11 protein-coding genes are annotated in these 14372 nt (G+C 52.8%); 6 read left to right on the top strand and 5 right to left on the bottom strand.

Annotation, left to right across the window (positions count from 1 at the left end):
• Positions 1–8 precede the first annotated feature (8 nt).
• The 4 genes from hslV to priA all read right to left on the bottom strand — a co-directional run bounded on the left by hslV (position 9) and on the right by priA (position 5079).
• Complete coding sequence (gene hslV, locus WHR59_RS22855; protein WP_003028805.1) at positions 9–539, bottom strand: ATP-dependent protease subunit HslV; 531 nt, start codon at positions 537–539, stop codon at positions 9–11.
• A gap of 91 nt (positions 540–630) precedes the next feature.
• Positions 631–1605 (bottom strand): cell division protein FtsN, encoded by a 975-nt coding sequence (gene ftsN / locus WHR59_RS22850; protein ID WP_072033419.1) that lies wholly within the window; start codon positions 1603–1605, stop codon positions 631–633.
• Between the two features lie 93 nt (positions 1606–1698).
• Complete coding sequence (cytR, locus tag WHR59_RS22845) at positions 1699–2724, bottom strand: DNA-binding transcriptional regulator CytR (protein ID WP_003825179.1); 1026 nt, start codon at positions 2722–2724, stop codon at positions 1699–1701.
• A 156-nt stretch (positions 2725–2880) separates the two neighbouring features.
• A complete protein-coding gene (gene priA, locus WHR59_RS22840; RefSeq protein WP_075145393.1) occupies positions 2881–5079 on the bottom strand; it encodes a primosomal protein N' in 2199 nt (732 codons plus the stop codon).
• Between the two features lie 332 nt (positions 5080–5411).
• Here priA and rpmE point away from each other — a divergent pair, with 332 nt between their 5' ends.
• The 3 genes from rpmE to WHR59_RS22825 all read left to right on the top strand — a co-directional run bounded on the left by rpmE (position 5412) and on the right by WHR59_RS22825 (position 8158).
• Complete coding sequence (gene rpmE / locus WHR59_RS22835; RefSeq protein WP_008787040.1) at positions 5412–5624, top strand: 50S ribosomal protein L31; 213 nt, start codon at positions 5412–5414, stop codon at positions 5622–5624.
• A gap of 339 nt (positions 5625–5963) precedes the next feature.
• Entirely contained in the window at positions 5964–6644 is a 681-nt protein-coding gene (locus WHR59_RS22830; protein ID WP_043018929.1) for an oligogalacturonate-specific porin KdgM family protein, read from the top strand.
• Positions 6645–6733: 89 nt separating this feature from the next.
• Complete coding sequence (locus WHR59_RS22825; RefSeq protein ID WP_047407403.1) at positions 6734–8158, top strand: MFS transporter; 1425 nt, start codon at positions 6734–6736, stop codon at positions 8156–8158.
• Positions 8159–8211: 53 nt separating this feature from the next.
• Here the strand turns inward: WHR59_RS22825 and metJ are convergent, their stop codons facing one another.
• Positions 8212–8529 (bottom strand): met regulon transcriptional regulator MetJ, encoded by a 318-nt coding sequence (gene metJ, locus WHR59_RS22820; RefSeq protein WP_003825168.1) that lies wholly within the window; start codon positions 8527–8529, stop codon positions 8212–8214.
• A gap of 265 nt (positions 8530–8794) precedes the next feature.
• On the opposite strand from metJ, the gene metB reads away from it, so the two are divergent.
• The 3 genes from metB (at position 8795) to WHR59_RS22805 (ending at position 14339) form a co-directional block, all read left to right on the top strand.
• Complete coding sequence (gene metB / locus WHR59_RS22815) at positions 8795–9955, top strand: cystathionine gamma-synthase (RefSeq protein WP_047407401.1); 1161 nt, start codon at positions 8795–8797, stop codon at positions 9953–9955.
• A 2-nt stretch (positions 9956–9957) separates the two neighbouring features.
• Positions 9958–12390, top strand: a complete 2433-nt coding sequence (gene metL, locus WHR59_RS22810; protein ID WP_075145392.1) for a bifunctional aspartate kinase/homoserine dehydrogenase II — start codon at positions 9958–9960, stop codon at positions 12388–12390.
• Positions 12391–12782: 392 nt separating this feature from the next.
• Positions 12783–14339 (top strand): bifunctional metallophosphatase/5'-nucleotidase, encoded by a 1557-nt coding sequence (locus WHR59_RS22805; protein WP_181230914.1) that lies wholly within the window; start codon positions 12783–12785, stop codon positions 14337–14339.
• The last annotated feature ends 33 nt before the right edge of the window (positions 14340–14372 follow it).

Here is a 14372-nt window from a genome sequence, read left to right as displayed (position 1 = left end):
GGGGATCCTTACGCTTTGGAGTTCAATTCTTCGATGGTATGGAAGTGGTTGGTATAAATGCAGATATCCCCTGCAATATCCAACGCTTTCTCAGCAATCTCGCGTGCGCCAAGCTCGGTGTTTTCCAGCAGAGCGCGTGCAGCAGCCTGGGCGTAAGGGCCGCCGGAGCCGATGGCAATCAGATCGTTTTCTGGCTGGATGACGTCGCCGTTACCGGTGATGATGAGCGATGCAGTTTCATCTGCGACGGCCAGCAGCGCTTCGAGTTTGCGCAGCATACGGTCAGTACGCCAGTCTTTTGCCAGTTCAACGGCAGCTTTCACCAGGTGACCCTGATGCATTTCCAGCTTGCGTTCGAACAGTTCAAACAGCGTGAATGCATCCGCAGTACCGCCCGCAAAGCCCGCGATGACTTTGTCGTTATACAAACGGCGGACTTTCTTCACGTTGCCTTTCATTACGGTGTTACCCAGTGTGGCCTGACCATCACCGGCGATTACCACATGGCCGTTACGGCGTACGCTTACTATTGTTGTCACGAGCAGACCCCTTGGTTACAAATGCAAAATACAGGCCCCGCGCAGTGTGCGGGGCGTAATGCAAGTATAGATGGGGGGGATTTTGGGGGTTTCAACCCCCAGTGGCGAGTCGAATGCAGTTTGTGTGACCAGCAACCTTCAGGCGGCTGATGGTGTTGTCGGCATTCTCTTTGCCTTTGACCGGACCAATGACCACGCGATTCCAGCCGTTATTGGTGGTAATACGTGAGTTGAAGCCTTCAAAGGCCAGCTGCGCACGCACCGTTTCTGCCTGCTCAGCACCTTTAAATGAGCCGCACTGTACCATCCAGCGGCGTTCATCTTTTTTCTCCGCCGTCTGTTTTGGCGGCTGCGTTTCATTGGTTATTGGCGCGGCCGGCTGTGTTTTCGGCTGAGCAGCGGCGGTATGCGCCGGCGTTTGCAGCAGATCCTGATACGGCTGTTGGGCTGCCGGTTTTGGCTGCGCTTTCGGCTGCTGTACCGGGGCGGCTTGCGCAGTACGCGTTTGCGGCTGCTGGTACGGCTGTTCTGCTGCCCGTTGGCGTGGCTGTTGAGCCTGCTGCTGGGTGTTGTTCCACTGCTGCTGTTGCACCTGACGCTGACGCTGCAGCGTTTGCTGGCGCTGTTCAGGCGTTTGTTCGTTCCACGGTACTTCGTTGAGCTGCGTTGGCTGTTGACGCATATCAGCCTGCATTTGCGCCAACAACTGGCGCTGCTCATTGGTTAGCTGGTCGGCGTTCAGCACCTCGCCGCCTGCAGACGGTTCGGTAGGCGCACGTACGCCAGGCTGACGGCTTTCCAGCTCTTTGATGTATCGCCAGCGCTCTTCCGGTTTTGGTGGAATGCCATTACCGGTGACTTTCTGGTTTTGCAGCGTTTCGGACTCTTCTTTCTTGTGATGCGTAATGAAGTACAGACCACCGATAAAGGTCACGAGTACGGCTGCAGCAATAGCAACCATAGCGGGCGATACCGCAGGCGTATTGCGTTGTTTTTTCCGTGATGTGCTCTTCTTGCGCCGCGAAGGTGCCGGTTGGCCGCGACGTACATAATCTCGTTGTGCCACTATCGTTTCGCTGTATTTATTCGTTCGTCAGCCCGCCATGTTACTTAAGCGGCGGGCCTTTGACCAGACAGGGGAGTCCGAAAGCACTTTACTTTACGTCAGTGCCCGGGTAGTACCCCGAATAATAAGCTCGCAGTCGAGTAAACGTGAGCCACTGCTGACGCTCTGCCCTTGTAATTGATCGAGCAGTAACAGCATAGCTTCGCGTCCGATATCGAAACGCGGCTGTGCAACGGTTGTCAGGGGTGGATCACAAAATTCCGTGAGCGAAATGTTATCAAAGCCAATGATGGATAAATCGTCAGGTACCTTCAGACCCTGACGTTTGGCGTAAGAGAGGGCGCCCAGCGCCATGACATCGCTGTGGCAAAAGACCGCGGTAGGTGGTTGCGGTAGCTCAAGGAGCTGCTTCAGCGCATTGGCTCCCGCTTCATAGGTAAAGTCGCCGCGCGCGATAAAATGTGGATCGACCGTAATTCCGCTGCGGCGCAATGCCTGAACGTAACCTTGCAGACGGTAATGGCACAGCGGCATGTCCTCTGGGCCGGCGATACAGCCAATGCGTTTATGTCCCAGTTCCAGCAGATAGTTCATCGCGTTGAAGGCGGCGGTGAGGTTATCAATGTGCACGGTGGGGAGTTCCAGCTCTGGGGCGAACTCATTGGACATGACCATCGGCGGCAGGTTGCGCTGCTCTTCCACGCTGGCATCAAACGGCAGGCGCGAGCTGAGCAGCACCATGCCATCGATCTGCTTGGTGATAATGAGGTTGAGGAAGGTCTTTTCCTGTTGATTCTGGTGCGCGCAATCGCCGATCAGCACCAGATATCCCTGTTCTGCGGCGGTCACTTCTATGCCGCGAATCACCTCGCTAAAAAACGGATCGCAGATATCCGGCACAATCACCAGAATGGTACGTGATTCATTACGCTTAACGTTGCGTCCCATTGATTGGGGTAAATATCCCACTTCCAGCGCGGCCTGCTCAACTTTGTTACGGGTTGACTGTGAGACTTTGTCCGGGTTCATTAATGCGCGGGATACGGTTGCCGTTGAGACTTTCGCCTTCAGAGCAACATCTTTCATCGTAGCGGCGGCAACCTGCTTATTCGGTTTCACTCTTTCTCCTCGCCAGAGGGCTGCTGGCACAGACTCGTCCCTGGGTAACCTTCATCTGAAACATTTTTATCAGATAGTTAATGGAAGCGGTTACAGAATTTTCATAAAAAGTGTGATGGATGTTTAATTTTACGATCCGCCTCGCATCATGAGGCATTATCCCTCGATGGGATCGACATCCAGCACCCATTTAACCTTACGTGCATCGGGTAACGTATTGATCAGCGCCAGCGTGCCGCTGATGATATGTTGCAGACGAATTCGCGACGGGTGCTGCAATAAAATTTGCCAGCGATAGCGACCGCCGCGTTTGGGCGCCAGGGCGGGAACCGGGCCGAGCACCCAGAGCTTGTCATCGGCCAGCGGACTGGCCTGAATCAGATTTCGCAACTGTTGTAAGAACATTGGCGCATGCTGGTTGTTGTGATCTTCTGCCCGCACGATCACATGGCTGGTCCAGGGGGGAAGCTGGAGCGTTTGTCGCTCGGCCAGCGCCTGCTCGGCAAATGCGTCATAACCTTTATACAGCAAGGTTTGCAGCAGCGGATGTTCAGGATGGTGCGTTTGCAGCACGACTTCGCCTTGTTTCCCGGCGCGCCCTGCTCGCCCGGAAACCTGGGTGTAGAGCTGGGCGAAGCGTTCTGCTGACCGGAAATCTGCAGAGAATAGCGCGCCGTCGACGTCCAGCAGCGCCACCAGGGTGACGTCCGGGAAGTGGTGGCCTTTGGCCAGCATTTGCGTTCCGATCAGAATTCGCGCGCCGCCGCGATGCACTTCCGCCAGATGCTGCTCCAGCGACCCTTTACGGCTGGTGGTGTCGCGATCGATGCGTGAGATTGGCACGCCGGGGAAAAAAGGCGCCAGAGCCTGCTCAAGCTGTTCGGTGCCGAGTCCAACCGGAACCATATGCGTCGAGCCGCAGGAAGGACACTGGCGCGGTATCGGGCGCTGGCTGTCGCAGTGGTGACAGCGTAAATGGTGCTGTGCTTGATGTAGCGTGTAGTAGTGATCGCAACGCGGACATTCGGCAATCCAGCCGCAGTCGTGGCACAGCAGCGCAGGCGCAAAACCCCGGCGGTTCAAAAACAGGATCACCTGGTTATTCGCCTGCAGGTGCTGACGCATACGGGTGATAAGCGCAGGGGCGAGTCCGGCCTGCACCTGCTGACCTTTGAGATCCAGCACGTGCTGAGTGGCAGGGCGCGCATTTCCGGCGCGTCGCGTCAGGCGCAGCATGCGATATTTGTTCTGCCGCACGTTACACAGCGTTTCCAGCGCTGGGGTGGCTGAGCCGAGAATAATCGGGATCTGCTCGCTGTGGGCACGGTAAACCGCCAGGTCGCGCGCATGATAGCGCCAGCCTTCCTGCTGTTTATAAGAGCTGTCGTGCTCTTCGTCGATGACAATTACGCCAAGATTTTTAAACGGCGTAAACAGCGACGAGCGCGTGCCGATAACTATCGCCGCTTCGCCATTTTTGGCTTTCAGCCAGGCTGAAAGGCGTTCGCTGTCGTTCAAGCCAGAGTGCAGGACTTCGACCGGCGCATGGAAGCGTTCGCGAAAACGAGCAATAGTTTGCGGCGTCAGGCCAATCTCCGGCACCATCACCAGCGCCTGTTTGCCCTGGGCGAGAACATTTTCCAGGACGCTTAGATAGACCTCTGTTTTGCCTGAGCCCGTCACGCCTGCTAATAGCCATGCGCTAAAACTGTCCGATGCGCTGTGAATCGCCCCGACGGCGGTGGCCTGCTCGGTGTTCAGTCGCAGACGCTCACCGGAAACCGCGTAGTTTGTTCGCCAGTCACTAAAGCCAGGCGTTTCGCTCGCCAGCTCGCACAGCCCTTTTTTCCGCAGCGCCTGTAATGCGGCGTCATTAAATTCCAGTTCAGCCACCTGGTCGCGCCAGATTTTTCCCTGGCGTAGCGCAGCCAGCGCCTGCTGCTGCTTGGGAGAGCGCTTCAGGCTGTTGAGATCGGTAACCTGACCTTCTTCAGTGGCAAACCAGTACCACATGGGCGCGTTTGTCGCCGGGCGCCCCTGGCGCAGTAAAATTGGCAGGGCATGAAACAGCACGTCGCCAATAGGATGATGGTAATAATCAGCCGCCCACAACAGCAGACGCCAGACGGAGGTCGAATAAACCGGTTCGCTGTCCAGCACTTCGAGAACGGCTTTCAATTCGCTCCGCGGCAGTTCGCTGTGCTCGCTGACGGACAGAACGATACCCACGCGCTCCTGTTGCTTGCCAAAGGGCACGCGTACACGACACCCGGCTTTGGCGCTCATGCCTTCCGGCAGGAGGTAGTCAAAGGTACGAGGAAGCGGAACGGGTAAGGCAACGTGCGCAACGGGCATTGAATCATCCTGACTTGAAATCTGGCGGGTTAGTATACACATTAGTGAAGGGTAGAATGCGGATCAGTTTGCATGAGCAGGTTAATTTCTGTATGATTCGCCGCCTTTGATGCAAATTGATTGCGTCAAATACTGACCATTACCCGAAAGTTTCGCGCGGCTGGAAGGCGGCAAGCGAGCGAATCTCTGGGAGCATAGTGAACTATGTGACCAGAGTGAGTGAACGCAGGCAACGCATCAGCAGTGTGAAAGGTGACGGGGAATAATTAACATCGCGTGGTGTCTGGCGTTAGGGCTGGAAGAGCGACGCGGCCTTAAACCGAGGTTTTCCCATGAAAAAAGATATTCACCCGAAATACGAAGAAATTACTGCAAACTGCTCTTGCGGTAACGTCATGAAAATCCGCTCTACCGTCGGTCACGATCTGAACCTGGACGTGTGCGGTCAGTGCCACCCGTTCTATACTGGCAAGCAGCGTGATGTTGCTACCGGTGGCCGTGTTGATCGCTTCAACAAGCGTTTCAGCATCCCAGGCAGCAAGTAAGTTTCAGCTGTCAGAAAAAAGCGCCTTATGGCGCTTTTTTTGTTTCTGTGCCTGCAGACTGAAATTCGTATTGATGTATTGAATGATGTCTTTTCTTTAATAAATAAAACAGTGTTTTTATTTTTACGATAAAATGTTTCAACTGGTGATCTGAATCCTTTTCATCTTCTGATTTTTGCCACTTATGCCAGTTTTTGGCAAAATACCAAAGGTTTCTTCCTTCTTTCTAAAATACACTTTCGTGGAAATATAAAATTATTCTTATTCCTTCATCGTTCCCTCATTTATTGATGGGACGAGATGGACAATTTCCTTGATATAGTGTGAAGAGGGATGGTCATGAAATTTAAATCCGCGTTATTACTGATTCCATTATTCTCTGCGGCCGCGCATGCGGGTTATGTTGATTATCGACATGAATATTATGACGATGGTCGCAATTACGACCGTGTTTATATGTCTCACCGTTTTGCTACGGGTTTTGGTGTGGCAGTGGAAGCCATTTCACGTTCCGAAGATACGCAATCTAATGATGCGTGGAATAATATGGAAAGTAATGGCAATGAGTATACGGCAAGCTACCAGTTCACCTGGCAAGGTCTTATCTGGCAGCCGGGCATTGCGATCGAAACGGGCGATAATATCGCGATATATAAGCCTTATATTCGCGTACAGTATAATATCAATGACAACTGGTGGACCGCGTTCCGCTATCGCCAGGAGTACATGCGCAGAAACTCCGACGGCAAAGATGACCGCATGGTCTATCGTCCGGAAGCATGGCTCGGTTACAACATCCATGACTGGATGTTTGAGCTAAATGGCATTTATAAAATTGCCGATAGCGAAGATTTATATAACAACCGAAAAGACGATTACGAATATAACTTCCGGGTGGCGTATAAAATAGGCTCATGGGTTCCATTTGTTGAGGTTGGTAACGTTTCCTCGGGCTATAACACTACCACCACGGACGATCGTCAGACCCGTTATCGCGTTGGTCTCGGTTATAACTTCTGACCATCAATACGCTTCTTATCGATTTATTACATTGAGCATCGGTATATACGCATAACTTGCGTGAATAATGTGTCTAAGGAGTTAACATCATGTCTAATGATGGAACTATGATCGGAAGTAATCAAAATATTACCGTCAGACCTTTCGGGTTAAGAGATAAATTCGGTTATTTATGTGGCGACCTCGGAACCTGTTTTATTCTTGGACTGGTAAATAGTTTTTTAATGATTTATTACACCAACGTCCTTGGTATTTCCGGCGTCATTGTTGGTTCACTCTATTTTGTGACCAAACTCTTTGATGCGTTTGTCGACGTTGGTGTAGGGCGCTTATGTGATACCTCTAAACTGACGGTTCATGGGCGTTTTAATCCATGGGTGCGGCGGATGAAGTATCCGTTCTGCATCATTGCGGTCGTCCTGTTCCTGCCGTTTGTGCATGATTTTTCTTATACGGCGAAAATTATCTACATCTGCTGTTCCTATTTTATTTACGGTTCGCTGTTATCGACGGTGAGTATTCCGTATGGCGCCATGTCTGCAGCTATTAGCTCGAACCCGGAGGATCGCGTATCGCTGTCAACCTGGCGCAGCGTTGGGTCTGCCATCGGCGGCGGGACAACCGGCTTTTTTATTCCAATCCTGATGTACACCACCCTGGTGGACGGAAGCCAGGTGATTTCCGGGCAGCATTTCTTCTGGATTGCTATTGGTTGTTCAGTGCTGGGCTTTATCTTTTTAACGTTGACCTGTCAGTTAACGACGGAACGCGTGCGGGTGGAAAGAAAAGAGAGCATGCCTGTTTCTGTGCTGCTGAAGGGGCTGTTACGCAATAAGGCGCTGATTGTTTTAGTGGTTGTGGATCTACTGATCGTGATTAATCAGGGGTTGTCTGGTACCAACATGACTTACCTGTTTAACGACTATTTTCATAACAAAGAGGCTATGTCCGTTGCCTTGCTTTTCACCTTTGGCTCTCTGGTTTTGCTGGCGCCATCGGCATCCTGGCTCACAAGACGCTTTGGTAAGAAAGAAGCCAGCGTCGGCGCGTTGCTCTTTGCGGTAGCCATGTATCTGCTGATGTACTTCACCCACATTACCGACGCGAAGGTCTATTTGGTGTTCCTGTTCCTGGCAACGCTGGGGGCCGGATTATTCAATCTGATGATTTGGGCGTTTATGACTGATGTTTGTGATTATCACCAGTATGTCACCGGCGATCGTGAAGATGGAACCGTCTATGGCGTGAACTTCTTTGCCCGTAAAGTTGGTCAGGCGTGCGCAGGGGCTATTGGCGGCTTTATGCTGGCCATCATTGGATATCAATCTTCGTCAACGGGCGGCGCGGTGCAAACCAGCATCGTTCAGGAAAACATCTATACGATGGCGAATCTCTTACCGGCTTTATGTTTGTTTTTGGCGGCGGTCATTCTGATTTATTTCTATCCGTTGAACCGTAAAGAAACGCTCAAAATGGAAGAGACTTTGAATAAGCTCAATGGTATCAGTAAGTAACATAGTGAGAAGCGGCGGGAGTGATCCCGCCTTTTCTCATCTGTCTTCAACAATCAGTATTCCCACGTTTCTGGGTTGATACCCAGTTCACGCATGATTACCTTTGCTTCTTCCGGGATTTCATCGCTGCGCTCTTTACGCAGGTCGTCATCGTTGGGTAAGGGTTGCCCGGTAAAAGCATGCAAAAACGCTTCACACAGCAGTTCACTGTTAGTGGCGTGACGCAGGTTGTTAACCTGACGACGCGTGCGTTCATCGGTAAGGATTTTTAACACCTTCAGAGGAATGGAAACCGTAATTTTTTTGACTTGCTCACTCTTCTTACCGTGCTCAGCGTATGGGCTGATATATTCGCCGCTCCATTCAGCCATGAGATACCTAATCCTCTTTGTCATTAATATTGAGGCCAGAACCTGAGCCCAGACCATAATTGCGCGTAGTTTATCGTAGTGGCGTGGCCCTGACACGAAGTAAGCCGACGCAGATGTACGCTAATGCATATAATTTTAACGGCTATTTCCAGTTTGCTCAATCTATACGCAAAGAAGTTTAGATGTCCAGATGTATTGACGGCTATCACAACTATGATTACTCTGGTGTCTGACTTTTCACCGACTCAGCCAGGATCTCCTCAATATGACGCGTAAACAGGCCACCATCGCAGTGCGTAGCGGATTAAATGACGACGAACAGTACGGTTGCGTTGTCCCGCCGATTCACCTCTCCAGCACCTATAACTTTACCGGTTTTAATGAGCCTCGCGCCCATGACTATTCGCGCCGCGGCAACCCAACGCGTGATGTCGTTCAGCGTGCGCTGGCGGAACTGGAAGGTGGTGCGGGGGCTGTACTGACCAATACCGGCATGTCGGCGATTCATCTGGTGACCACGGTATTCCTCAAGCCAGGCGATCTGCTGGTCGCACCGCACGACTGCTACGGTGGGAGCTATCGTCTGTTTGACAGCCTGGCAAAGCGTGGCTGTTATCGCGTCCTGTTTGTCGATCAAGGCGATGAGCAGGCGTTGCAAGCGGCACTGGCGGAAAAACCGAAGCTAGTGCTGGTAGAAAGCCCAAGCAACCCGCTGCTGCGCGTGGTGGATATTGCGAAAATCTGCCAGCTGGCGCGTGAAGCTGGCGCGGTCAGCGTTGTCGACAACACTTTTTTAAGCCCGGCCCTGCAAAATCCTCTGGCATTAGGCGCCGATCTGGTGTTGCATTCATGCACGAAATATTTAAATGGTCACTCCGACGTGGTGGCCGGTGTAGTGATAGCAAAAGATCCGGAAACGGTCACTGAACTGGCATGGTGGGCGAATAATATTGGTGTGACCGGCGGCGCGTTTGATAGTTATCTGCTGTTGCGCGGCCTGCGTACTCTGTCTCCTCGCATGGAGGTGGCGCAACGTAATGCTCAGGCGATTGTGGATTATCTGCAAACTCAGCCGTTGGTGAAAAAATTGTATCACCCGTCATTGCCGGATAATCAGGGCCATGAGATTGCCGCGCGTCAGCAAAAAGGTTTTGGCGCGATGTTGAGTTTTGAGCTGGATGGCGATGAGCAAACGCTGCGCCGCTTCCTCAGTGGGTTGTCATTGTTTACGCTGGCGGAATCGTTAGGGGGCGTTGAAAGTCTGATCTCCCACGCCGCAACCATGACACACGCGGGTATGGCGCCAGAAGCGCGTGCTGCTGCCGGAATTTCGGAAACGCTGCTGCGTATCTCCACCGGTATTGAAGATGGCGAAGATTTAATTGCCGACCTGGAAAATGGCTTCCGGGCTGCAAACAAGGGGTAAACATGAGTGTGATTGCGCAGGCAGGGGCGAAGGGTCGTCAACTGCACAAATTTGGTGGTAGTAGTCTGGCTGATGTGAAATGTTATCTGCGTGTCGCAGGCATTATGGCGGAATACTCGCAGCCTGATGACATGATGGTTGTTTCAGCCGCAGGCAGTACCACTAACCAGTTGATTAGTTGGCTGAAGTTAAGCCAGACCGATCGTCTTTCTGCGCATCAGGTTCAACAGGCGTTACGTCGCTATCAAAGTGAGCTTATCAGCGGTTTGTTACCTCCCGAGGTGGCGGATGGACTGATCGGCGCGTTTATTCACGATCTGGAACGCCTGGCCGGGTTACTCGACAGCGGTGTGAACGATGCTGTCTATGCCGAAGTCGTCGGGCATGGCGAGGTGTGGTCGGCGCGTTTGATGTCGGCCGTCCTTAACCAACAGGGGCTGGAGTCAGCCTGGCTGGATGCGCGCGATTTTTTACGTGCTGAGCGCGGCGCTCAGCCGCAGGTAGATGAAGGTCTTTCTTACCCACTGCTGCAGCAACTGCTGGCGCAGCATCCGGGTAAACGTCTGGTCGTTACCGGCTTTATTAGCCGCAGCAACGGCGGCGAAACGGTGCTGCTGGGACGTAACGGCTCCGACTACTCGGCGACGCAGGTTGGCGCGCTGGCGGGCGTTTCCCGCGTAACTATCTGGAGTGATGTTGCCGGGGTATACAGCGCGGATCCGCGTAAAGTAAAAGATGCCTGTCTGCTGCCGCTGCTGCGTCTGGATGAAGCCAGCGAATTGGCGCGTCTGGCGGCGCCGGTTCTCCATGCCCGTACCCTACAGCCGGTTTCCGGCAGTGATATCGATCTCCAGTTGCGTTGTAGCTATACGCCGGAGCAAGGTTCAACGCGTATTGAACGCGTCCTGGCTTCTGGTACCGGGGCGCGTATTGTGACCAGCCATGACGACGTGTGCCTTATTGAGTTCCAGGTACCTGCCAGCCAGGACTTTAAACTGGCCTACAAAGAGATTGATCAGATTTTAAAACGTACTCAGGTGCGTCCGCTGGCGGTGGGTGTGCATCCTGACCGCCAACTGCTGCAGTTTTGCTACACCTCAGAAGTCGCTGACGGCGCACTGAAAATTCTGGATGAAGCTGGCCTGCCGGGCGAGCTGCGTCTGCGCCAGGGGTTGGCGTTGGTGGCGATGGTCGGGGCGGGCGTCACCCGTAACCCGCTGCACTGCCATCGTTTCTGGCAACAGTTGAAAGGTCAGCCGGTCGAATTCACCTGGCAGTCGGAAGAGGGCATCAGCCTGGTCGCGGTACTGCGCACCGGCCCGACGGAGAGCCTGATTCAGGGTCTGCATCAGTCTATCTTCCGCGCGGAAAAACGCATTGGTCTGGTGCTGTTCGGCAAAGGCAACATTGGCTCGCGCTGGCTGGAGCTGTTTGCTCGTGAGCAGAGCACGCTCTCGGCGCGTACCGGATTAGAATTCGTACTGGCGGGTGTGGTTGATAGCCGTCGTAGCCTGCTGAATTACGAAGGGCTGGATGCCAGTCGCGCGTTGGCCTTCTTTGATGACGAGGCGGTAGAACAGGATGAAGAGTCTTTGTTCCTGTGGATGCGCGCCCACCCGTATGATGATTTAGTGGTGCTGGACGTTACAGCCAGCGAGCAGTTAGCGGATCAGTATCTGGATTTCGCCAGCCATGGCTTCCACGTCATCAGCGCCAATAAACTGGCAGGGGCGAGCAACAGTAATAATTACCGTCAGATCCATGACGCCTTTGAAAAGACCGGTCGCCACTGGCTGTATAACGCTACCGTAGGCGCGGGCTTGCCGATCAATCATACCGTACGCGATCTGATTGATAGCGGGGATACCATTCTGTCGATCAGCGGGATCTTCTCCGGCACGTTGTCGTGGTTGTTCCTGCAATTTGATGGCACGGTCCCATTCACCGATCTGGTGGATCAGGCGTGGCAACAGGGTCTGACTGAACCTGACCCGCGCGTGGATCTTTCAGGTAAAGATGTGATGCGTAAACTGGTGATTCTGGCGCGTGAAGCGGGTTACGACATCGAACCGGATCAGGTACGCGTAGAGTCGCTGGTGCCTGCACACTGTGAAGAAGGCTCTATTGACCATTTCTTTGAAAATGGCGACGAGCTGAACGAGCAAATGGTGCAACGCCTGGAAGCGGCGCGTGAAATGGGGCTGGTGCTGCGCTATGTGGCGCGTTTTGATGCTAACGGTAAAGCACGCGTTGGCGTAGAAGCGGTACGTCCTGAACACCCGCTGGCGGCGCTGTTGCCGTGCGATAACGTTTTTGCTATTGAAAGCCGCTGGTATCGCGATAACCCGCTGGTGATCCGTGGACCGGGCGCAGGTCGTGACGTCACCGCCGGAGCTATTCAGTCAGACATCAACCGTCTGGCGCAACTGCTGTAGTTTTTGTTGCCGGGTGGCGCTGCGCTTATCCGGCCTACGGTTCGTGTGTAATGTAGGCCGGTAAGATGTGTAAGCTTCGCCATTTGGTATTGACTGGATGTTGTATTAATCCCCCCCTCTGTTAACAGACACACCATTTTATGCGTGTAGCCTTGTTGCCAAAAATATCGATAACCAGTTGCGCAATTGTTCATCGTTAAACAGTGGGGAAAAAGCTCCCACATGCCCTTCAGCAATTAATAGTGAACAGTGATGTCATCCTGTTACCAACGATTTTTAATAGTCGTTGGTTTTGGCCCGCAACTATCACCGATGGATGTGAGTCTTCTCACATAAAAAAACCTTTCAGAACGTAACGTAGCGATTCTTTATATGACTGAAAGGGATTGATTATGAAGTTAAAAATGCTTGCTGTCGGTGTTCTGGTCTCTTTGCCGCTCTGGGCGAGTGCCAAAGATGTCACGATTATTTATACCAACGATCTTCATGCCCATGTCGAACCTTATAAAGTGCCCTGGATTGCCAATGGCACACGTGATATTGGCGGTTGGGCCAATATCACGACAATGGTAAAACAGGAGAAAGCGAAAAATAGCGCCACCTGGTTTTTGGATGCTGGCGACTATTTTACCGGGCCATATATCAGCAGCCTGACTAAGGGGAAGGCGATTATCGATATCATGAACACCATGAATTTTGACGCTGTCACCATGGGTAATCATGAATTCGATCACGGTTGGGACAATACGCTGCTGCAGCTGAGCCAGGCGAAGTTTCCGATCGTGCAGGGCAACATCTTTTACCAGAACAGCAGCAAAATGTTCTGGGATAAGCCTTACACCATTATTGAAAAAGATGGTGTGAAGATTGGCGTGATCGGTCTGCACGGCGTGTTTGCTTTTGATGATACGGTTTCCGCTGCGACACGTGTCGGGATCGAGGCGCGGGATGAAGTGAAGTGGTTGCAACGCTATATCGATGAGCTGAAAGGCAAAGTCGATCTCACCGTGGCGTTGATCCATGAAGGCACGCCAGCGCGTCAGTCCAGTCTGGGGGGCACCGATGTACGCCGTGCGCTGGATAAAGACATCCAGACCGCAGGCCAGGTGCAGGGGCTGGACATCCTGATCACCGGTCATGCGCATGTGGGCACGCCGGAGCCGATTAAAGTAGGTAACACCCTGATTCTGTCTACTGATAGCGGCGGCATTGATGTGGGTAAACTGGTGCTGGATTACCAGCAAAAACCGCATCAATTTACCGTGAAGAACTTCGAGCTGAAGACCATTTTTGCTGATGAATGGCAGCCAGACCCGCAAACGAAACAGGTCATTGATGGCTGGAATAAAAAGCTCGATAAAGTGGTGCAGCAGACGGTTGCCAACTCGCCGGTTGAGCTGACGCGTGCTTACGGTGAATCTTCTTCGCTGGGAAATCTGGCGGCAGATGCGTTGCTGGCTGCGGCGGGTAAAGATACCCAGTTAGCGCTTACGAACTCGGGCGGCATTCGGAATGAAATCCCTGCAGGATCCATCTCCATGGGCGCAGTCATTAGCACCTTCCCGTTCCCGAATGAGCTGGCAACCATGGATCTCACCGGGAAGCAGTTACGTAACCTGATGGAGCACGGCGCGGGTTTAAGCAACGGTGTATTGCAGGTGTCCAAAGGGCTGGAGATGAAGTATGACAGCAGTAAACCGGTTGGTCAGCGGGTTAGCGTATTGACGTTAAACGGCAAACCGATTGAGGATGCCACGATTTATCACATTGCCACCAATAGCTTCCTGGCGGACGGTGGTGATGGTTTCACGACATTTACTGAAGGTAAAGCGCGTAACACATCCGGCGGTTACTATGTCTCTAATGCGGTCGTTGATTATTTCAAAGCGGGAAATACGCTGACGGATGAGCAACTCAAAGGCATGCGTGTGGAAGATGTGAAACCGTAGTGAGGTCAGGCCAGCAGATATTCCGCTGGCCTT

The organism is Citrobacter europaeus (genome assembly GCF_037482245.1).
GTDB classification, from domain to species: Bacteria; Pseudomonadota; Gammaproteobacteria; order Enterobacterales; family Enterobacteriaceae; genus Citrobacter; species Citrobacter europaeus.
Note: the sequence above shows the minus strand (reverse complement) of the source record. Positions and strands in the feature narration are given on the sequence as shown.

Excerpts from the sequence above, each read along its gene's own strand:
- WHR59_RS22805 (WP_181230914.1), top strand. The coding sequence starts at position 12,783 with ATGAAGTTAAAAATGCTTGCTGTCGGTGTTCTGGTCTCTTTGCCGCTC.
- priA (WP_075145393.1), bottom strand. The coding sequence starts at position 5,079 with ATGCCCGTTGCGCACGTTGCCTTACCCGTTCCGCTTCCTCGTACCTTT.
- metB (WP_047407401.1), top strand. The coding sequence starts at position 8,795 with ATGACGCGTAAACAGGCCACCATCGCAGTGCGTAGCGGATTAAATGAC.
- rpmE (WP_008787040.1), top strand. The coding sequence starts at position 5,412 with ATGAAAAAAGATATTCACCCGAAATACGAAGAAATTACTGCAAACTGC.
- metL (WP_075145392.1), top strand. The coding sequence starts at position 9,958 with ATGAGTGTGATTGCGCAGGCAGGGGCGAAGGGTCGTCAACTGCACAAA.
- metJ (WP_003825168.1), bottom strand. The coding sequence starts at position 8,529 with ATGGCTGAATGGAGCGGCGAATATATCAGCCCATACGCTGAGCACGGT.
- WHR59_RS22825 (WP_047407403.1), top strand. The coding sequence starts at position 6,734 with ATGTCTAATGATGGAACTATGATCGGAAGTAATCAAAATATTACCGTC.
- WHR59_RS22830 (WP_043018929.1), top strand. The coding sequence starts at position 5,964 with ATGAAATTTAAATCCGCGTTATTACTGATTCCATTATTCTCTGCGGCC.